Source organism: Roseivirga pacifica, assembly GCF_900111145.1.
GTDB lineage: Bacteria > Bacteroidota > Bacteroidia > Cytophagales > Cyclobacteriaceae > Roseivirga > Roseivirga pacifica.
On sequence record NZ_FOIR01000005.1, the window covers coordinates 76,047 to 97,407 of the forward strand.

Here is a 21,361-nt window from a genome sequence, read left to right on the forward strand (position 1 = left end):
GCTTGAGGAAAGACTCCACCATATCGACCTACCTAAACGACCTACCTGAGAAGGATGCAAAACACCTAACCGATGTATTGGAAAAACTAGAGACTTTAGAAGCTCCTTCTCTCACCTCTAAAACCAACGCATGGGAGGCTATTCAAGCAAAAATTGATACAAAGTCTAAAGGCAAAACAATCTCTTTCAAGCCAAATACTGCTAAAAGGGGGCTAATGCTTATTGCCGCAGCAGCCATTATAATTCTGGTGATATTTCAGTTTATACCCGAAGCCGAGCTGACAATCATTGAAAACCCTGCTGGAAAAACACTGGCGGAACTACTACCCGATGGCTCCACGGTAGCGCTAAACGCGGATAGCAAAATTGAATACGACAAGGAAAATTGGGAAAGGAACAGAACCATAACCCTAACTGGCGAAGCCTTTTTTAACGTAAAAGAGGGCGAAGATTTTACGGTGAACTTCCCCAATGGAAAAGTTGAAGTACTGGGCACCTCCTTTAATATCTATGCACGTGATGACAAGTCTGTGGTTTCTTGTGCAACCGGTATTGTAAAAACAACTTTTGGAGAAAAGGAAACCATTTTAATCGGAGGTAAAAGCGCCACTTATACCGAAACAGTCAACGGAACGGCTGTCTTTTCCAAGATTCGTACAGACGAGGTATCACCTAGCGAAGTTGGGCGCTGGCAAAACGGAGAACATTATTTCACCTCTGCCAAGCTTACCAATGTAGTAAAAGCACTCGAAAGGCAATTCAACATTCACATCACCAGCAAAACAGATCTTTCAGAAAGGTATTATTCGGGTTATTTTAGTAGCGATAATTTGGAGGAAGCCCTAGAGTTGGTATTTGTACCAATGGGGTTGAGCTACCAAACCGAAGGAGATCAAGTAATTGTTGAATAGTGCGGAACGCCATATGCTTAGCCTTATTTCTCATCTGTTTAGGCCTTAATGCGCAAGGCCCCACGAATATTATTATCTCAGAAAATTTTGACCAAACTCCGCTCACCAAAGTAATAAGGCTTTTAAAAACTAAGTACCAGCTAAAACTCGCTTATGACGATGCTTTAATAAGCGGCATTACAATTACAGGAAACTACAACGACAAAACGCTAGAAGTTTTTTTAACTGAGGCGTTAGGCGAAAAAGGTATTGACTACCAAACATTAAATGGAAAGATCATTCTGACCCCTAAAAAGGTCTCGGTAAATGTGGACACCCCACGCTTGTTCAACCTCACCGTATTTGGCATAGTACAGGATTCCATTACAGGAGAAGCCCTTCCCAACGCCATCATTCGCGTACATGGATCTAACAGAGTGGCCATAACAAATAAGGACGGCTACTTTTCATTGCCCATGGTACCTACAGACACAAGCACCTTATACGCCAGTTATTTAGGTTACGAAAGCCATAAGCTCAAATTAATACCTGGGCTAAGCAAACAAACTTTAAGGGTAAGAATGGAAGAGGCTCCGCTAAAACTAGCCGATTTTGAAGTGGTGAAAAACAACCACAAAACCATTAGCTATGGAGAAGATGTTTCTCAAATTACCATCAACCAAAAGAACCTTGCCGTACTTCCAAGCCTCGGTGAAATGGACGTTTTCCGTTCGTTACAACTACTACCAGGCATAAGTGGCACCAACGAAACATCCTCAAATCTTAACATTAGAAGTAGCCCATCTTCCGACAACCTCATTCTTTTTGATGGCTTTACAATTTACAGGCTAGACCATTTTTTTGGCGTTTTTAGTGCCATAAACGCAGATGCCATTCGCGACATCCAGATTTATAAAGGTGGCTTCGGTGCCAAGTATGGCGGCCGCGTTTCCGGAGTAGTAGACATGACAGGCTCAACAGGTAACTTCAACGAGCCAAGCTACTCTCTTGGCATCAACTTAATGAGTGCCAGAATGAGTGTAAACGCCCCACTAAATGGCGGTCAAGGTGCTTTCCACATTAGTGCAAGGCGAGCCTATACGGATATCATTAGGAGCAACCTGTTTGAATCGCTCTACAAAAATTATCGTACACAGTCGGGACAAATAGGCAACCAACAAAACCCAATAGATACTGACGATGTGCTTCGACCAGACTTTCATTTTTATGACATGAATGTAAAAGCGACCTACGAAGTTTCGCAAAGAGACATAGTAAACGTAAGTTTTTACAACGGGCGAGACGACCTAGACACCGACTTTAACGTGTTGCAATTTTCAGACAATGACCCATCGCAAATAGAAATGGCCGACAGCTATATTGAAAAGGCTGAGTGGGGAAACGATGGACTCGGCTTTACATGGTCCAGAAGTTGGAATACAAATTATTACTCTAGCCTTCAGGTTGCTCATTCAAGGCACTTCTTCAACTATTTTTACGAATACCAATCAAAAGACGACAGTGGGGAGCAAGTCGGCCTTTATCGTTTATTAAGAAGAAATGCGATAAAAGACTTACAAATAAACTACCGCAACGAGTTAACGCTTGGCAAACGGCACAGCCTAGATTTTGGACTAAACGTTTCCGATCTCACTGTAGAAAACAAAAGGATTATCGAAGACTTAAACACCGTTTCTGGCTCGGAAAATCCAACGGAAAAAGGTAGTGTGATTTCCTTCTACCTAGAAGACGAATACGCCATTACAGACAAGTTAACACTGAACTTTGGCGGAAGATACAACACCACAGCACTGACAAACGAAAATTACTTTTCGCCACGCTACGGACTTCGCTATCAGCTTTCGCCAAGTGTTCAATTAAAAGCTTCAGGAGGCAAGTACTACCAATTTATTCAAGATGTAACTTTTAACGACCCGCTTTCAGATTCGAGAGAAGGTTGGCATTTGGCCGGCACAAACACAGACAGGCCGGTACTTAATGCAGCCCATTACATTCTGGGATTTAAATACGAAAAGAACAACTGGCTGGCCGATATTGAGCTTTATAAGAAAAACGTAAAAGGAATTAACGAAACGAACATTTCGCACATTTACGACCATTCTGAAGATACCCGAAAGGCAATTGTTGATGAAATTTCGGGCGCAGGAGAAATCAAGGGCATAGACCTATTAATTCAGAAAACTGCCGCATGGTACCAAGGCTGGGTAGCCTACACATACAGCAAGGCCTATAATACTTTCGAGCAAGTAAATAGGGGCAACGAAATACCATCACGCCAAGACCAGCGGCACGAATTCAAGTTCGTGAATATTCTAGAGTCTGATCGCTGGAATTTTTCGACCACCTGGATTTACGGAAGTGGCCTACCCTTTTACCAGCCCGAAATATCACTTGTGAGAAACAACCAAGGCGAGGTTATCAACTACAATATTGACAACAACACGCGCACCATCGAGCGCCTCCCCAATTACCATCGCTTAGATGTTTCCATTGCCCTTAAATTCCAAAACCAACATATGAAAGGCGAAGTAGGACTCTCCTTGCTCAATGTTTACAACAGATTGAACGTGCAAAGCAGAAGATTAAACGAAGGAGAATTGGAGGAATTAATTGGCCAGGGAGCCAATGCAACACTCCCTGAAAATCTCTACAGAGACCTCACATTGCTTGATTTTACACCATCCGTATTCCTCAATTTGAACTTTTAAAATACCCATAGTAGGGTATATACATTTAGGTGGGTAATACAGGTGTTAATGAAAGGAGAAAAGCGCCATATCAATTGGGAGCAGCAATGGTTAGAGGGTCAAATCTCTTCAGCACAGGCACGTAATATTGCCCCTGATGCTGACCAAATTGAGCACATTGAAAGGCTTGTAGAAGGCAGCAAAAACTTGGACATTCCGCGTGTATTGTCTAATTCCCAAGCGTGGGAAGCTCTGGAAAGCAAGATTTCATTCTCTTCACCTAAAGTTGTATCCATTTCGCGAAGAAATTGGATCATCGGAATAGCGGCCTCTTTCATCTTAACGTTAGGTGCTTTTTTCCTTTTTAACACTAATTCCCGAACAATTACCACTGCACTTGCCGAAACTCAGGAGGTTAACCTACCCGATGGCTCTAAAGCATTTTTAAATGCCGCGAGCAGCCTTTCATTCAACACAGGTTGGTCCGAACAAAGAACGCTAAAACTTGATGGAGAAGCCTTTTTCGAAGTAAAGAAAGGAAAAGCCTTTTCGGTGATCACTCCTTTTGGTAAAGTGGAAGTACTAGGCACCAGCTTTAACGTTCGTACCCGCAACGAACAACTGACAGTAGTTTGTAAAACCGGAAAAGTACAGGTAAGCAACAGCAGTGGCACACAAAAAACGGTGATAAACCCAGGCCAAATGGTAAAGGTAAAAGACGGAACTATTGATGACCCGATAACCGTTAATGCCACACGTGCCGATGTTTGGCGCAGCAATGAGTTTGACTACGAAAGCATGCCTCTACGTGAAATATTCGAAGAAATGGAGCGCATTTTTGATGTCACGATAGAACACGATTTAAGTGAAGACGAACTTAATGCCTCTTCGTCTGGTACGTTTAGCACCAAGGCAATAAGAGATGCAATATTAACCATAGAATTGACAATGGGCTACGATGCCAAGCTTGAGCAAGGCGGAAAAGTAGTTCGTTTCAGTGATAAATAATGGGTAAAATATTGGTGGAGAATCTTAAGGTTAAGCGATTCATTCACCAATTCTTAGGTTGAGGTTGAGGGATGGGTGGTGCCATCCCTCATTCATTTTATAAATCCTCTAAAAGTGTTTCTAAGCTCATGCCTCTAGACCCTTTTATCAATATCAGACTATCCTTAGGAGGGTTCATTTTAAAATAGGCTTTCAAGGCTTCCTTCTTCTCGAAATACAAGGCTTCGGTATTAGCAGCTTTTGCACTGGCCATGTGCTTTCCGCAAAACACCACTTCATCAAAACCTAAGGTTTGGGTTAGTTGGCCAATAGCAGCATGCTCTTTCTCGGTATCATCACCCAACTCCAACATATCGCCTAGCACCACTATTTTATGTTTTGCAGCTTTGGCCGCTACATTTCTCAATGCCGCATCCATGCTCGATGGATTGGCATTATAAGCATCCAACACTACCTGGTTGGTTCCGATTTGAACCAGCTGCGATCGGTTATTATCAGAAACATAATTCGCCACAGCTTCAGTAGCTTTTTCTGCAGAAACACCAAAGAACTTGCCTAAACACAGAGCCGCACAAATATTCTCAAAATTATATCGGCCAGTAAGCTGTGTTTTGAATTCTTTTCCCTCGGTTTGAATGGTAAGTCCATCAACGTCAGAAATAAGATGAGCCACTAAAAAGTCTCCGTTATTTGGGTAGTAAATCGGCTCATCTATACGCTTTTCAGCGATATTTTTAAGCACTTCAGCATTTGAGTTCACAAAAATTCTACCCTCCTTTTTGATTAGGTGGTGATAAAGTTCCGTCTTACCTCGAATAACACCTTCAACTCCACCAAAGCCTTCTAAATGTGCACGCCCAATGTTAGTGATCAAGCCATAATCAGGGGCCGCAATTGCGCATAACTCAGCAATATCGCCTACCTTATTTGCCCCCATTTCAATAATGGCAAACTCCACTTCCTCATCTATGCTCAATATAGTGAGCGGAACCCCAATATGATTATTGAGATTTCCCTTTGTGGCCAGCACATTATACTTAGTAGCCAGCACATCGCGCATCAACTCTTTTGTAGTTGTTTTCCCGTTCGACCCAGTAATAGCCATAAACGGAATACTCAACTGGTTGCGGTGGTAAGTAGCTAAGCCCTGCAAAGCCTTTAGCCCATCCTCTACGAGTAGATATCGCTCATCCTTCACATAAGCAGCATCGTCTACCACAGCATAAGCTGCTCCTTTTTCAATCGCCTGATCGGCAAATCTATTCGCATTGAAGTTAGGCCCTTTTAAAGCGAACCAAATATTTCCTTGTTGAACAGTTCGGGTATCGGTAGATACTCCTGTACTCTGTTTGTAACATCTATAAAGTTGCTCGATTGTGCTCATAAGTGGGGCAAGATAATACAGCTTTATCAAAAAGAACGTTAACATGGATTGAATGCAGCGCATTTTCGATTTACCTTGCTATTTCATGAGAAGTTTTCTTTTACTGACCTTAATTTCTTTGCTCCCCCAAGCCTTAATTGGCCAGTTTCAGTTTAAACAAACCCATGAAATTCCTTTGAGTTTTAACGGAACCGCTTTATCTCGTGCATGGGAAGGCGGACTTAATTCGCCACAGTTTCAAACAATGGACCTGAATGGTGATGGTACCGAAGATTTGGTTATATACCACCGCATGGCACGCGAAATCACCACCTACCTCAACTTGGATGGCGAATATGTATGGTCAAGCGATTACGCCCAATATTTTCCGGAAGATGTAGTGAACCTATTGATATTAAAGGACTATGACTGCGATGGTAAAAAGGACATTTTTACCACCACCGCACTTGGCATTAAAGTATACCGAAACACCAGCACGGCCGAAGCCATCAGTTGGGAAATAGCAGCAGATTTTCTATCCTTCGATACCGGCACCAACATTCAGCTGGCCGCAACGGACATTCCAGGCATTACAGATGTTAATGGTGATGGAGTGCTAGATTTGCTGGTTTTTCGGTTTGGAACCACTAGTACTGTAGACTATTACCAAAACACGGGGAGCTGCGGTAGCCTTTCGTTTACAAGGGCCGAAAGGCGCTGGGGCGACTTTCAAGAGTGCGACTGTAGCTCGTTCGTTTTTGGAGAAACCTGCCCAACAACAAATGCCCCAAACGATGTAATGGCTCCAAATGCCGTTGAGCACGCAGGTGGAAAACTCATTTTGCCATTTGATGCTGATAACGATGGTGATATTGACATAATAAGTGCAGACGAAACTTGTGAAACGCTCTACTTTTTGGAGAATGTAGGAACGCCCGAAAATGCACTAATGACTTCTGTTCAGTCTTATCCGCTCGACAACCCTGCAGGTTTTCCCTTCTTCCCAAGTGCTTTTATGGAAGACATTAATCAAGATGGCTTGCCCGATCTATTGATTGCTTCCAATGCCGACAATAACATCGGTAACCTTATTAATTTCAGCAGCCATGTTAAGGTTTATGAAAACACAGGCACAGTAGATATTCCAACGTTTCAAGCTTCATCCCCTTTTCTGCAGCATGAAATGCTGGACTTAGGCGAAAACACCTACCCAACCTTTACCGACACTGATGCAGATGGAGACCTAGACCTTTTTATTGGCACCAGAGGCCAACTAAATACGGGTGACTTTAAAGGGCAGTTATACTTTTTTGAAAACACGGGAAACACCCTTGCCCCAAATTTTGAGCTTCAAAGCGAAGACTACTTAGCCTTACTCAATTTAAACGCCACTGGCTTAAAGCCTCAGTTCATTGATTTTAACGGCAATGGCATTGAAGACCTTTTGATTCAAGCTACCTTCGGTATCGGAGACACACGAATGTTCCTCTACAGCAGAAACGAAGATGGAACATTTGCATCGCAGCAAACCCTAAATGTAAACCTGGACAGGGCCGAAAACCCACATTTTTATGATGTGAATAATGATAGCAAACCAGACTTGCTTGTTGGAAACCAATTTGGCAGTCTCTCTCTATTTCTAAATGAAGGCAACAACACCTTTGGAGCAGAAATCAATGGCTTTGGCGGAATTGAAGATGACTTCGACCGTCTGAACCTTTCTGTGGCTGTAGCAGATTTTGATGCAGATGGCACAGACGACTTACTGACCATTGATAACTCTGGACAAATGCGGCTTTTTGAAGGGCCGATAAACATGAATTTCGAAGCGAATAACCCGCATACTAGTCTCTTGATAATTGGCGACAACACCAGAGCTTCTGCCTTTGGCACACAGAACTTTTTAAGCACTGCCGATGTGAGCAACTCAGGCAAACCCGATGTTTTTATCGGCACGCTAAAGGGCGGAATTTACCACCTTGAAAATGAGAGTAATGCGCAAGGTGGCGGAGAAGATATTCAGCTACTCACTCGGCCCAACCCTACTTCTACGGACTTAGAAATTATTAGTAGCGATACAGGCCTTCTGACCATTTACGACACGAATGGTAAAACTATCAAAACAAGCATAGCTGTTACCGCAGGAGAACAACTGACCGTGAATATGCAAGGCTTGCCTGCCGGTATTTACATACTAAGATTGGTAAGTGACACAGGAAAAACCATTAGCAAGAAAGTAATCGTAACAAAATGAAGCTCTATTGCTACCTACAACTAAAACCCATTAAACAAGTGAAGTTTGTATCGCCAATTGGCGAACAAATAAAGGCGATTGACCCAAGCATTATTCAGTTTGAGGCAGACAATCAATCGGATCTTTACCACTTAAAAAGAGGTGTTGAGTTTATAGAAGAAAGCGGCATTATTCTATTACACCTCGATGCACTTCCAAACGAAAAAATCGGCCCACTAAGCAAACTATTAGAAACGATAAGGCGGCATAAAAAGTCTGTATCTGTCATTTGGGAAGGAGAGCATGACATGCTCTCCAAAACAATTAGCATGTTGAATCCCCAAAAAGAGTATCAGCTAAATAAGATTGATTGGGAGGAAGTGAAAAATGCATTCGCAGCTTCCCTTTGATGAAAAACTTGGTAGCTCGTTGGTGACAACACCAACGAGAGGTAACAAAATCCTTGAAACAACCTCCACTCCCTTTCTTTTCCGAGCCTGCCTGCGCAGTCAGGCGTAGCCGAGGAATCAACCCAAAAACTAGGTTTGTTGCAAATCCCATCGGTGAGGACACCGATGGTGGCGAAGTAGTTTTTACTTTTTAAGAAAATTATCTCTAATCATCAACCTTTCTGCTTTTTCCTTCTCTTGCATACTTGTAGGCAAATCAATATAGTACGGAAGTACCTCCTGCTCATTCAATAAAGCAATAAGACCTTCATTAATTAGACGATCAATTGTATCAAGAACAATTACATCTAATTCCTCCGGTACAGTCTGACTCCTCCCGTATTTACCTACCATTTCATAAACGAACTCCGAAATTGTAATTTGTCCTTTAGCACTTAGAAAAACCAATTGAGGCCAAGGATCCATGGTAATCATTCTTGGAGCATTTCTATCAATAACATGAATTGTATCTGAGTCTAACCAGTCCCATTGCGAAAGCCTTTTAAAAAATTGATCTTTTTGTTCCGACTTTTCAAGTTCATGGAAAGGCGGCACTTCCTTAGGTTTCTTTTTAAATATGTTAAACATAGTCTCAGTTTATTTTGATTGAGTATGACAGATAAAGCCTGCAGCTCGTTGGTGACAACACCAACGAGGGAAGCAAAGTAAACTAACGTTCTATCGAAAACTTATCAGCATCTAGCTGGGCTGGAAATTTTTCTCTGAATCTATCTAGCTCCCCTTTCTCCAGTGTCACAATCACGGTTTCTTCTTTATCAGAAAACATTAGCGTTTCACCCTTGGGAGAATACGCTCCCATATGGCCATTGTAGGCAATACCCAATCCGTCTTCACCAACTCGATTTAAACCAACAGCATAAGACACGTTTTCAATTGCTCGAGCTTTTAGCAGTGCATCCCAAGCGCTCACTCTGGCGGCTGGCCAGTTGGCCACATACAGCAGCAGATCGTACTCCAAGTCGACATTACGAGACCAAACCGGGAACCTTAAATCATAGCAAATAAGTGGGCAAATACTCCAGCCTTTGTACTGCACCACCAATTTTTCGCTGCCCCCATCAAAGTGCTGATCTTCATTCGCCATTCGGAAAAGGTGGCGTTTGTCATAAGTTTTATAAGTTCCATCGGGGAACATCCAAACCAAACGGTTAAACACCTTCTCGCCTTCTTTCACAATGTAAGAACCCGTAACCACTGCCTTTTTCTGTGCCGCCATCTGCTTCATCCACTTAAAAGTGGTAAGGTTCATTGGCTCGGCAAGCGAGGTCTCCATTGTAAAACCAGTCTGAAACATCTCTGGTAAAACTATGATATCTACCGGCTCAGTAATTTGCCAAATCTTCTCTTCGAACATGGCCAAATTGGCCTGTACTTCATGCCAATGAATACTGGACTGAATAAGGGCTAATTTCAAACTGCTCATAATGCACAAAGTTTTTCGGCTGCTGCTTTCAATGTATCTTCATGCTTCGCGAAACAAAACCGCAACACCTTGTTGTCTCGTCCATCGGCATAAAAAACCGAAGTTGGAATGGCAGCCACACCCACTTCTTTGGTTAACCATTCGGCAAACTCAATATCACCTTTATCGCTGATAGCTGAATAATCCATGAGCTGAAAATAAGTACCATTTGAAGGAATGGGTTTGAATTTTGAAGGCTTCATCGCTTTTAAGAAATAGTCTCGCTTTTGCTGATACATTTTAGCCACTGCTTCATAAGTCGCAGGATTTTGTAGATAGTCGGCCAAAGCGTATTGGGTTGGCGTGTGTATGGTGAACGTATTGAACTGATGAACTTTTCTGATCTCGGTAGTCAGCACTTCAGGCGCTATTAGGTAGCCCATACGCCAACCCGTGGCATGGAACGTCTTACCAAAAGATGCTGTAACCACACAGCGTTTCCTCAACTTTTCAGACTTAAAAACTGACTGATGCATCTCCCCATCGAACACAATATGCTCATAGACCTCGTCCGACAACACCAATATTTCGGTACCCGCTGTAATTTCTTCAAGCGCTGCTAAGTCCTCCTCAGAAATGATCGCCCCACTCGGGTTATGCGGAGAATTGATTAGTATCATTTTAGTTTGAGGCGTAACGGCCTCGGCCACACTTTGCCAGTTGATAGCATAAGCACTGGTTAGTGGAACCCTCACAGCTTTGGCACCCTGCAGTTCAATAATTGGTTGGTAGGCATCGTATGCCGGGTCCATTATTATGACTTCCTCCCCTGCGCTAACTAAGGCCGAAATACTACTATGAATCGCCTCAATAGCCCCGCAGGTAACCGTAATTTCAGTATCCACATTGGGCTTGTAGCCATAACATTGCTCCGTTTTGTTTGCAATTGCTTCGCGAAGGGCAGGCACCCCCGGCATGGGTGCATATTGGTTCATTCCGGACTTCATATAATGATGTACCCGGTCGATCAAATCGGGCGCAACATCAAAATCAGGAAAACCTTGAGAAAGGTTAATGGCACCGTACTCCAGTGCCATTTTAGACATTTTAGTAAATATTGTTATCCCTACATTTGGGAGTTTTGAGCTAATCTGCATAACTCAAAGATACAAGGCTAAACGCCCCAAGCAAGCTACTTTTGTCTTTGCCCAGGCTTATAAGTTTCTTCCGCGCGAGCCTCAACATCTGCTTTGTAAAAAGGCACATCTTTAAACTCAATATCAGCATAGCGCTGCGCCTGATCATGAAAGTGCGGAGAATCCGGATCACCACTTTGGCCACCGGCCAACATAGACTTAGCCTTTACTTTGTCGCCAAACTCTACCATAGCCACAAAGCTATTCCCTCTGTAACCATAAATCTTTTTGGTGTCTTTTCCAGCCCTTGCGCCAAAGGCAGCCAATGCGCCCCATCGGCCTGTAGTCATTCCCACAGCAATTGACGGTTGGTCATCATCGTACTGCAAATCCATATCGCCAGACAAGCGCTGAAAACGGTTATACTCACCCCATGGCAATTCCCAAGTACCGAAATCGGCTTCAATTTGCTTAAGCGCGGTTTCGAAGATTGCCAGCTTTTTAGCATCGGCTAAACCGGTACCAAGGTAATCAAAACGCTCCATGCCATTTCCTTCGCGTGGCACCTCGCCACTGCCGTAGTATGCGATGCCATAGAAATGCGCCAAAGTCATAGCAACTGATTCTTTAGATGTAGTGAGATCCCAACTCTTCATAATGTCGTAAGCCTTTTTCCATTCGCGTTTCTTTGCAGGGTTGCGGTCAAAAGCCTGAATTAAGCCTGGAACAACCTGCTCGAAGGCTGGCAAATAAGGGTCGTGCGCGAGCGTAATCACATCATCAATAGTCATGTCTTCCATTTGACTCAGCACTTTTACGGCATGCACCCCTCTAAAATTCTCCTCGTCCGGTGCCATATAGAACGGATAATCTTCCGCCTTAGGGCTAAATTCGGCAGCCGCTGTAAACGGAGTTGAATTACAGTTTTGTATCCAACCATTCTCAGGGTTTACAATTGTAATAATGTCTTCCAATTCATGCATTCCTTGCCAGTCGGTAGCAGGGTTGCTACCATCAACCGGGCGAGAATAGTCGAACTGTGGGTCTCTTTTCGGGATGAAATCTCCGTGGTAATAAGCGATTGTTCCATCAGCATCGGCATAAACCGTGTTGTTCGATGAGTTTCTACGAATTTTCATCATGTCCCAAAACTCATTGTGGTTACTGGTTTTGGTTCTTTGGAAAGACTGAATAAGTGCATCTACCGGCTCCCAATTGAGGGCCGTTGACACCCACTGATCACCAATTTTTCCGGTAATCGGTCCGTGATGTGTTCTATACATTGGAAAAGTTTTCTCCTTCATTTGATCCCCGTCTTTGTACTTAAGCGTCACTTCCGAAGTCCAAACATCTCTCCATTCTTCACCATACTTATACTGCAGTTTGCCATCACGCTCTTCTACAGTTTCCAGAAAATCATCTTTAAAATCTACGCGGGTCGAAGTGTGCATCCATCCATTTTTCTCATTAAAACCCTGATAAATGAAGAACTGCCCCCAAGTAGTGGCGCCATATGCATTCAGTCCTTCTTCACTAACCACCTGCGATTCGCCACGGAAGTAGAAAGAAGTATGCGGATTGATTACCAACATGGCATTGCCAGAAGCAGTATGCTCTCCAGCAATAGCAAAACCATTCGACCCCTTTGGCTCTTCAAAAACATCTTCTTGCTCTTGGAAATCAGCAAAGGCCATGGCTTCATTTTTACCATAAAAAGCCTCAATTCTGCGTGTAGAAACACTCTCGATATCTCCGCCAATCGATCCTTCGAAAAAGAACAGCGGGAACCATGGTTCAAAGTGCGTTAGCACTTTTGGCTGCACCTCTGGATGCGTATGTAAGTAGTAGTTTACACCATCGGCATATGCTTGGCACAGTTCTTTGAGCCAATCTGGCGCCTCTTTATAAGCCTCTTTAGCCTCGTCAATGGTCATGTAAAGTCTCGCGCGAAGGTCGCTAAATAGCGCCTCTTCACCTTCCGCTTCGGCTAGACGGCCAAGTGCCCAATAGTAATTGCGCTCTACTCGCGGAAAATCGTCTTCGCATTGTGCGTAGAGCATTCCGAAAACAGCATCGGCATCGGTTTTTCCATAAATATGAGGCACGCCAAAATCATCGCGGATAATGGTTACGTTTTCGGCTTGGGCTTTCCAGCGGTCAACTTCAGTGTTTCCACCAGGCTGGCAAGCCACAATACTTAATAAGAGAAGGGTATAAAAAAGATGCTTCATAGGTGTAATTCTTTGAACAGAAAATTAGACCTATGAAGCAGAATTTAAAAACTAAATGTGGTGAGTGGAACTAGTCCTTTCTTTCGAGCAAAACATTGGTAAGCTCAATAAGCTCTCCCATGCTCCCTACGCTACCCATATTTATTCTATACTTATCATTAACCACCAAAGTAGGCACACTCATAATTTGGCGATCTTGCCATAGCTGCACCATATCTTCGGTCTTTTTATTAATGCTCTTATTGGCAAAAAGCTTATCAAACTCGCTTGAAGACACTTCATTAGCCTCGAAAATTTCTTTAATTCCGGCTACATCTGTAAGTGGCTCTTCGCCCAAATGAATTCTAGCAAAAAACTGCTTTGAAAGCTCTGGCATTTTGCCCAGTTCTTCCATCATTACAAAAGCCTTTACAATTGCTACGCCTTGCAAAGAATCGTTTTGAGGAATATAACTTACGTGCGACTTCTCAAACTTCGCTCCGTTAATCGAGGTTTTTAAGGTGTCTAAGTATGCTTCAAACTGAAAACAGTGACCACAGTAAAGCGAGAAAAACTCGGTAACAACCGGCTCTTCAGACGCCTTCTCTGAAACTACATTGTAGTGGACACCCTCCTGAAACTTACTTTGTTGAACTTGCTGAGCTTGCTGCTCTTCTTGTTTTTCCTCTTTATTATTTTGTGCACATGCCGTTGTTGCGGCCAAAATTATAATCAGTCCTAAAAGGTAGTTTTTCATAACACTAGGTTTTTCACGAAAGTAAAACAAAAGATACTCCCATAGAACGAAAAACCGCGATTAATAGCCGTTTTTAGGCCAAAAACTTAGCTACCTCCTTGCGAACTTGGTTCAGCTAAAGAAATGGCTTTATTAATACCGCGTTTCCCCCGCTCGTAAAGCTGCAATTGCCTCGGGTCATTACGGTTTAGCTTACGATATTCTTCGGCCGTGAGTCCCACACGTTCTCCATAAATACTGTAATAGGCAGCATTGATTTGATCCATTACGGCAATAAACATTTCGTAACTACTCCCTCTATCTGTTTTTAAAGAGACGATTGCTCTACTCGGTGCATCGGAAGATTCTGAGTCGCCCAATTTTGAGCGAATGTAGTTCTGCATGCGTGGTGGCAGCGACTGAAAGGTCTGATTATCCGTAACCTTATCCGAACCACGTTTCTTATCATCGGGGTTGCCAAAGTTTAACACGAAATCGTAAACCAACCCTTCAATCTCTGATACATCATCCACAATCTCCTGCTCCACCATTAGTTTGTCTAAAGAATTCAATTGGATCTTTAGCAAATTTCGTTCTGGCAGCGGCACATCTTCCTGCTCCTGCTTGGGTGGCGGCAACTGCATAAGCAGGCCTTTATTGGTTGCTATCTGGGTTGTTACCAAAAAGAAGATTAGTAACAAAAAGGCAATGTCGGCCATTGAGCCTGCATTTACCTCACTGGGTGTTCTGTTTTTTCTATAAGCCATTTCGGTTGATTTAAAATATTAGTTAATAAACTAATTTTATAGTTTTAAATCAACTAAACAAATAGTTTAATTTAATGGAGCGTGAAATTTAATTATTGAAAATTGAAGCAACCCCGATTCTCACACCAAACTCTTTGGCCTCCCAGCCTTGGAATGACTGCACAAACTCCAACCTAAGCACACGGAAAATATTGTCGATGGTATAACCTACCTCCATATAATTGTCGGAAGTTGGGGTGTGCAGGTAGTTCACAAAAAGGTTCTCCTTTATTCCACTAAGGCGCAGTACCGGTAATTGGGTAAAAAGCAGTTTTCTGAACCGAATATGGCTCAGTACCGAAACATATTCCTGTGCAGTACTGTGTGCATAGTAATCGAGCAACCTATAGCCGCCCGTTACATCCATAGGTGTGAATTCAATGCGGTTACCTTGAAAATGCTTGTAATCCATAAACAGTAACTGCTGAGAATTCTGGCCAAAGAATTTGCCCGCCTCCATGTCTAAGTCAATTTTGGCCCTAACACCAATATCGAAAGTTGTCTTTAGGCCAAATTCAAGGTTATCGAATTTGGTTTCACTATTTGCAACGCCTTCAATCCCCTTTCTATAAGTAAGTCTCAACTCTGGAGAACTATTGTTCAACGGAATAAGACGCCCATTGTACCTACGGAATTTCAACCACGGTTTTGCCCTAAAGTTGAACTGCGTAATGAAAGCCTTAGCATCGTTAAACATGTAAATAGCATCATCTGGGTTCGGTCCCATTTCCATGTTTAGCGGCACGTTGCTATCATACGCCCTATTCTCACTATCAAAAAATCTATAGTTGGTATTATTAAATAGCTGGCTCCTGTTGGCCCATTCAACCTTAGCACTTAAGGTATAACGGTAGTTGAACCTACGCGCCCAACTGGCATCAACATACTGCTTTTCGTAAAGTTTCATGTAATTCCGCTCGAAGAACAAGGAGTATAATGTATTCATTAGCGGGTCTACCACACCAGGATTAAACTGTTCTACATAACTACCGCCCGACACCCTGAAAGTGCTACGCTGTTCACGCTCGCCAATACCAAATTGAGTTTCTAACTTTCCGTAAAGTGTTTCGCTTGCAAATCCATAACGCACAAAGGGGCTTATTCTAGTTCTTGTAGTGGTATCGTTTCTCCATAAAAACGTACCCGTAAAATCCATGTTCCAACCTTCAACGGTATTAAACCTTAGGTGTGGCACAAAGCCCGGGAAGTCGAAGCGCAGGCGTTCTCCAAATTTGTAATACCCACCAAAAAACACATCCGTTGGTTTAAAGCGTGCGCCATTCCGCTTTAGTGTAGAATCGGCTTCTGCCTGAGCTTTTTCCGCCACGTAAGTACTGTCTTCTCGTTGGTAACCTTCAACCTCTTTGCTGGTTAACGGCACAGGGCGCACACGTGCCCAATAAAGCGAATCCTTCTTTGCTGCCAAACTATCAACCTTAAAGCTATAATCCGACACCACATCTGGTTCATCACGTTCCTTGAGTTCGGCCTTTTCATACTCACGCATAAGTTTGCGGAACTGCTTGCGCGAAACTTCTTTGTCTTCTTCAAAAACTTGCTGAACGCCTTCCTCCAGATTGCCTTCCCTAATCGCAGCGATTTCCTCTGGTGCGGCATCAATTTTCTCGTCAACCAATATTACCGATGGATCCAAATCTTCATTTGGAACTACCTTATAGTTACTTACCGAAGCCAGGTATGAATACTTACCTGACAAGCCAAAGATTGATCCCCAGAACTCAAATTGTTGGTTTACTGGCATCCAAATTTCCTCCTCTACCGGAGCATAAATCTGTTTGATGTGAATTTTGAAGCCCATGTAACTGGTCATCAGGTCAAGCGAATGAATGTTCCAAAAATTCTCGCGGATATAAATCATCCCCTCAAAAACATCATCCCCTTTAGATCTTGGTGTTACTTTTATCTTGTTAATTTCATCACCATTCTCTCTGAAACTACCTTGGTATTCAAACTTGTAGTATGAAAATGCTCGAGGGTTTAAAGGCGAAATAGCATTCACCACTTTGGGCATATAAAAGCTCCCATTAATGTATGCATTGGGGTTTGCATTGTTCATGTCTTGCCCCGATGCCCTAACAGAAATAACTTTCTCTTCGAACTTATTAGGACGTTCAAAGTAAATTTCGCTCACAGATTCGGAAGTATACACCTGGCTGGTATCGAGTCCTTCTTTTTCGAAAGTGCGCTTTAAAATCCAGGGCACATTCGTAATCTGGCCGGTTCCTTTCATATATACATCGGCCGAATAACTATCGTTTTGCAGTAGATGATATTCCGCCTTGGCAATGGCTTTTCGCATAATGGTATAAGATGGGTCTTCGGCTTTGCCAGAAACCTCGAAAGTTGGCAGTTCGATTACCTGCTCATCCATTTTAATGTGCAGCTCGACAAAGCTATTTCTTACAGTGATTTTTCTGGTTTGGCTGGCATAGCCCATATACTGAAAAGTAACCTGATAGCTCCCTGAGCTTAGGGGTAGTTCAAAGTTTCCTTCGAGGTTAGTAGAAGTACCAGTGCCAATTTCCTTTACAAAAATGGAAGCGAAAGGAAGCGGAGCCCCCTTTCCATCTTTTATGGTTCCCTTTATGCCTTGGGCGACCATTCCCAGCGAGAAAAAGCATAATGTAAGTGTGAGTAATGAGCGTTGCATTGATTGAGTTTTGTTTGACCAAGAGCAAAAATTGCCCCAATGTTTCTATCCTTTGTGGGGTAGACGCAGAAAGCAGTTAAAAGGTCTGCTGACTATCCACTTTTTTTCTCCAAGTTGGGGAATCCATTTCTAAAATAATGATAATTCTTGTTAAGAAAGGACAAAAAGACCGAAGTCGGATCACGGAAAACAGAAGTAAGCCTGCCTACACAGATTGCGGCAGGTGAAAAGTCGGGAGGCAGAAAAGGGAAGTCTATTGATAGAACTTCTTCATTCTGATGTAATCTACCACGGTAGATGGCAGCAGGTATTGCACCGAATGATTATTGCGAATGGAGTTGCGAATAAAGGTGGCCGAAATATCGAGCATTGGCGACTCTATATACCGTATGTTGTCGTGGGTAACTTTTATTTTGCTTTTGTCTACTTGTGGTCTTGGATAAACATAAAGCCCAAAGTTTTCAAGAATGGCCTGATGATTCTTCCATTTATGAAAATGCACCAAATTATCCTCGCCAATTATGAGTTTGAACTCGTGGTTTTCGTGCTTATCAGATAGATAGGCCAATGTATCGGCAGTGTAGCTTGGGCGCGGCATGTTAAACTCAATATCGCTGGCGCGAAACTTATAGTTATCGGCAATTGCCAGCTCCACCATTTTCAGTCGGTCGAACTCATGCAATAGCGAACTACTACTTTTAAAAGGATTGAGTGGGCTCACCACAAACCAAACCTCATCCAAGTCGGTTTGGTCGGCCATAACATCGGCAATTACCAAATGGCCTATATGAATAGGGTTAAAGGAGCCAAAAAACAGACCTACTTTCACTGCTATTTCTTTAAGAAGTCGGAAACTAATTCTTCTGCTTTAGCAAAAGAACTGTCCAAATCTTCATTAAGCAAGGTTACATCAAACTTATCTTCAAAAGACATCTCGAATTCGGCACGATAAAGACGCTGCGACAAGCTTTCGCGTGACTCAGTCCCCCGAGCAGTAAGCCTCTTTTCAAGCTCTTCCATACTTGGCACTTTCACAAAAACCGCAAGGGCAGCATCACCAAAGTACTTTTTAAGGTTCATGGCACCTTTTACTTCCACATCGAAAATTACGTGCTTGCCTTCATTCCAAATGCGTTGCACCTCTTCCTTTAATGTGCCGTAATAGTTACCCGTGTAAACCTCTTCCCACTCAATAAATTCGTTGCTGTCTATTTTCTTTTTAAACTCCTCTTTCGATAAAAAGTAATAGTCCTTTCCATGCTGCTCGCTTCTACCACGTTTGTCACGTGTAGAGGCCGAAATTGAAAAGCTGAGTGTTGGAATTTGCTGCAGTAGGTGTTTAACAATAGTTGTCTTGCCAGAACCTGACGGTGCTGCAAAAATGATGGCCTTACCTTGTGTCATGCTTACAGGTTAACGCTGTTTTTGATAGTTTGAGCCAAGTCTTTTGGTAACTCTGAGCGGTGAGCACACAGCTTAGCCTTGATTTCTGCTTGAATGCTCTTTTCTTTCTCATAGGTAAAGTTCGACTTCACGCAGGTCTTGATTTTCTCTTCAAAAACCGACCTCGACTCATCATCAGCTTCACCGTCTAGCACCAGTTGCACTAGCTCAGAAAAGCCATCTTCGTCTATCAAATTTCCCTGTTCGCAATAGCACTTTTTAAAAGTCTTTTTGAACCAGTTAGAAAATTCTCCCATTTCTTCTTTATTCATTTTTTGCATACCCCATTTCTTTCGCGTAAGACACCAATTTTTCTTTGAGCATATTTCTCGCTCTATGTAGTCTTGATCTTACCGTTCCAATTGGGATATCAAGAATCTTACTCATTTCTTCGTAAGTAAACCCTTCAAGGTCACTCAATATAATCACGGTTCTAAAATCCACCGGAATACCGTTCAAAGCTCCCGAGATTTCATCGCCTATCATATCCTGCACTGTTTCCACCCTCAAATCGGTGGTAATGCTGGCTCCAGCATCATCAGAATTGTAGTATTGTTCTACCTCGTTGTAGTCAACCTTAGCCGGTTGCTTACTCTTTTTTCTGAATTCGTTAATGAAGCTGTTCTTCAAAATGCGGAACAACCACGCTTTTGCATTAGTTCCGCGCTCAAATGAATTGATAAACCTAAAGGCTTTTAAATAAGTGTCTTGCACTAAATCTTTAGCATCATCTTCATCGAAGGTTAGCCTGTAGGCAAAGTTGTACATGGAGTCTACGTGAACCATAAACTCATTGTCAAAAATATCCGTCTTCTCAGACTCAGAGTAGTTCTGCTTGCGAACTTGTTGCTCCTCTTGTTGCTGTTCTTCAGACATGGCTCAAAAATAGTAAAATTACCTTCAACTTTATAGTTTAACTCATAACCCGCGCTGGTTCAACAGATTACATTCTAGATTTCAAAAAACATAAAGCAGCCACACTACCTTTCAATCTGTAAAAGGCCAAAAAGCTTTATGGTTTACCACCAACTCAAGTTCTTATCCCCAACGGCACACCCCTTTTAATGTTCACCCATTTTTACACTAAAACCGAATAAATTTCCTTAATCGCTCTTAATCAGTTGAAAGCTTTCTAATTTTGACCTCAATTTGATGCGACAGTTACGAATACTCTTCCTTACCTATCAGGGTGGCATGGCGGGATCCACCTATTCTATCACCTATTTGGCGAAAGGTTTGGCCGACCGTGGTCATAAAGTTTTTGCAGGGCTTCGCGAAGAAATGCCCATTTGGGATTTGATCGAGCACCCCGGAGTAACACGCGTACCCATGCGCATTACAGGCAAGTTCGACTTTGAGAACTGGCGAGAGATTCGTGATTTGGTACGAAATGAGAAGATAGACATTATCAATGCACAGTCGAGTCACGATAGGTACACCAGTATTTTTGCCAAACTGAGGTTCAAACTGCCAGTACAAATTGTACATACCCGTAGGCAAAACCCACTAAGTGCAGGTGGTTGGCTACAGAGAAAATTTTACATAAAGAACACGGCCAGTATTATCGTTATCAGCGATGGGCTGAAAAGAATTTTCATCGAAAAGGGCTATCCAGAAAATCACATTAAGGTGATACATAATGGTATTCCTAAAAAGCGTTTTGACGACTGGAACGAAGAGAAGGTTGAGAAGTTCCGAAAGCAACTCAACCTAAAACCTGAAGACAAAGTAGTTGGTTGTATTTCTCGCTTCAAAGAACAACCGCAGCTAATAGAAGCCATAGCCAAGCTAAATGACCCGAGCATAAAACTGATATTTGCCGGTGCTTTTCCAGAACAGATCCAACCTTACTTAGACAAGTACAATATCCAGAATGAAGTACACCTACTTGGCAAGCTACCGCCAGAAGATATTTTGAGCGTTTACCGTTTGTTGGATGTGAATGTGCTTGCCTCCACCATGGACGGTTTCGGTTTGGTACTGGTAGAAGCCATGGCCATGGAGTGCCCAGTAATCGCCACTAATTTTGGTGGAATTCCTGATGTGGTACAGGACGGAGAAAACGGGCTGCTTTTTGAAAACGAGGACATTGCTGGTTTAGCGGAACGCATCAAAAAAGTGCTTAGAGACAATTCTTTGAGACAACACCTCATAGCTAACGGCTTAAAAACAGCCTTCGAGAAATTTACCATGGAGAAAACTATTGATGGCTACGAGGAATACTTCTACGAATTGATTACTGATTAACCCGCACATCTTGTAAATTGCCGCTTGAATTTGTGCTG

Annotated in this window: 18 protein-coding genes; 6 read left to right on the plus strand and 12 right to left on the minus strand. The window is 42.7% G+C overall.

The features are described from left to right. Positions 1 to 2 precede the first annotated feature (2 nt). Genes BMW98_RS19040 through BMW98_RS19050 form a run of 3 tightly spaced genes read left to right on the plus strand, consistent with a single transcriptional unit; the run spans position 3 to position 4,606 of the window. Entirely contained in the window at positions 3 to 911 is a 909-nt protein-coding gene (locus BMW98_RS19040) for a FecR family protein (protein ID WP_090260885.1), read from the plus strand. Continuing rightward, complete coding sequence (locus BMW98_RS19045) at positions 911 to 3,619, plus strand: TonB-dependent receptor domain-containing protein (protein WP_090260887.1); 2,709 nt, start codon at positions 911 to 913, stop codon at positions 3,617 to 3,619. The genes BMW98_RS19040 and BMW98_RS19045 overlap by 1 nt, the downstream gene beginning before the upstream one ends. A gap of 48 nt (positions 3,620 to 3,667) precedes the next feature. Further along, positions 3,668 to 4,606: a FecR family protein gene (locus BMW98_RS19050; RefSeq protein WP_090260888.1), complete on the plus strand. Its 939-nt coding sequence runs from the start codon at positions 3,668 to 3,670 to the stop codon at positions 4,604 to 4,606. Positions 4,607 to 4,703: 97 nt separating this feature from the next. Here BMW98_RS19050 and BMW98_RS19055 read toward each other — a convergent pair whose 3' ends face one another. After that, a complete protein-coding gene (locus BMW98_RS19055; protein ID WP_090260890.1) occupies positions 4,704 to 5,990 on the minus strand; it encodes a UDP-N-acetylmuramoyl-tripeptide--D-alanyl-D-alanine ligase in 1,287 nt (428 codons plus the stop codon). A gap of 85 nt (positions 5,991 to 6,075) precedes the next feature. Between BMW98_RS19055 and BMW98_RS19060 the strand changes: the two genes are divergently transcribed. Continuing rightward, complete coding sequence (locus BMW98_RS19060; protein WP_162844621.1) at positions 6,076 to 8,223, plus strand: T9SS type A sorting domain-containing protein; 2,148 nt, start codon at positions 6,076 to 6,078, stop codon at positions 8,221 to 8,223. Beyond that, on the plus strand, positions 8,220 to 8,612 hold the full coding sequence (locus BMW98_RS19065) for a hypothetical protein (RefSeq protein WP_090260894.1): 393 nt from the start codon (positions 8,220 to 8,222) through the stop codon (positions 8,610 to 8,612). The genes BMW98_RS19060 and BMW98_RS19065 overlap by 4 nt, the downstream gene beginning before the upstream one ends. A 183-nt stretch (positions 8,613 to 8,795) precedes the next feature. On the opposite strand, the gene BMW98_RS19070 is transcribed toward BMW98_RS19065, so the two are convergent. From BMW98_RS19070 to BMW98_RS19120, 11 genes are all read right to left on the minus strand, one after another. After that, a complete protein-coding gene (locus BMW98_RS19070; RefSeq protein ID WP_090260896.1) occupies positions 8,796 to 9,239 on the minus strand; it encodes a hypothetical protein in 444 nt (147 codons plus the stop codon). Positions 9,240 to 9,321: 82 nt separating this feature from the next. Then, on the minus strand, positions 9,322 to 10,095 hold the full coding sequence (locus BMW98_RS19075) for an amidohydrolase (protein ID WP_090260898.1): 774 nt from the start codon (positions 10,093 to 10,095) through the stop codon (positions 9,322 to 9,324). Continuing rightward, the gene (locus tag BMW98_RS19080; RefSeq protein WP_338060845.1) at positions 10,092 to 11,171 is read right to left on the minus strand and encodes a methionine aminotransferase; all 1,080 of its coding nucleotides are present in this window, start codon (positions 11,169 to 11,171) and stop codon (positions 10,092 to 10,094) included. Before BMW98_RS19080 ends, BMW98_RS19075 begins: the two co-directional genes overlap by 4 nt. A gap of 95 nt (positions 11,172 to 11,266) precedes the next feature. Beyond that, entirely contained in the window at positions 11,267 to 13,441 is a 2,175-nt protein-coding gene (locus BMW98_RS19085) for an acylase (protein WP_090260903.1), read from the minus strand. A 70-nt stretch (positions 13,442 to 13,511) separates the two neighbouring features. Beyond that, complete coding sequence (locus tag BMW98_RS19090) at positions 13,512 to 14,177, minus strand: thiol:disulfide interchange protein DsbA/DsbL (protein ID WP_090260905.1); 666 nt, start codon at positions 14,175 to 14,177, stop codon at positions 13,512 to 13,514. A gap of 86 nt (positions 14,178 to 14,263) precedes the next feature. After that, complete coding sequence (locus BMW98_RS19095; protein ID WP_090260908.1) at positions 14,264 to 14,923, minus strand: ExbD/TolR family protein; 660 nt, start codon at positions 14,921 to 14,923, stop codon at positions 14,264 to 14,266. A gap of 88 nt (positions 14,924 to 15,011) precedes the next feature. Next, positions 15,012 to 17,633, minus strand: a complete 2,622-nt coding sequence (locus BMW98_RS19100) for a DUF5686 and carboxypeptidase regulatory-like domain-containing protein (RefSeq protein ID WP_090260910.1) — start codon at positions 17,631 to 17,633, stop codon at positions 15,012 to 15,014. A gap of 253 nt (positions 17,634 to 17,886) precedes the next feature. Next, positions 17,887 to 18,462 carry a nicotinate (nicotinamide) nucleotide adenylyltransferase gene (gene nadD, locus BMW98_RS19105; protein WP_090260912.1) on the minus strand — a complete coding sequence of 192 codons (576 nt, stop codon included), beginning with the start codon at positions 18,460 to 18,462 and terminating at the stop codon, positions 17,887 to 17,889. Positions 18,463 to 18,464: 2 nt separating this feature from the next. Beyond that, a complete protein-coding gene (gmk, locus tag BMW98_RS19110) occupies positions 18,465 to 19,037 on the minus strand; it encodes a guanylate kinase (RefSeq protein ID WP_090260913.1) in 573 nt (190 codons plus the stop codon). A gap of 2 nt (positions 19,038 to 19,039) precedes the next feature. Next, a complete protein-coding gene (locus BMW98_RS19115; RefSeq protein ID WP_139177701.1) occupies positions 19,040 to 19,348 on the minus strand; it encodes a hypothetical protein in 309 nt (102 codons plus the stop codon). Then, on the minus strand, positions 19,341 to 19,952 hold the full coding sequence (locus BMW98_RS19120) for a sigma-70 family RNA polymerase sigma factor (protein ID WP_090260917.1): 612 nt from the start codon (positions 19,950 to 19,952) through the stop codon (positions 19,341 to 19,343). Before BMW98_RS19120 ends, BMW98_RS19115 begins: the two co-directional genes overlap by 8 nt. 276 nt (positions 19,953 to 20,228) lie before the next feature. Between BMW98_RS19120 and BMW98_RS19125 the strand changes: the two genes are divergently transcribed. Then, on the plus strand, positions 20,229 to 21,323 hold the full coding sequence (locus BMW98_RS19125; RefSeq protein ID WP_090260918.1) for a glycosyltransferase family 4 protein: 1,095 nt from the start codon (positions 20,229 to 20,231) through the stop codon (positions 21,321 to 21,323). Positions 21,324 to 21,361 lie beyond the last annotated feature (38 nt).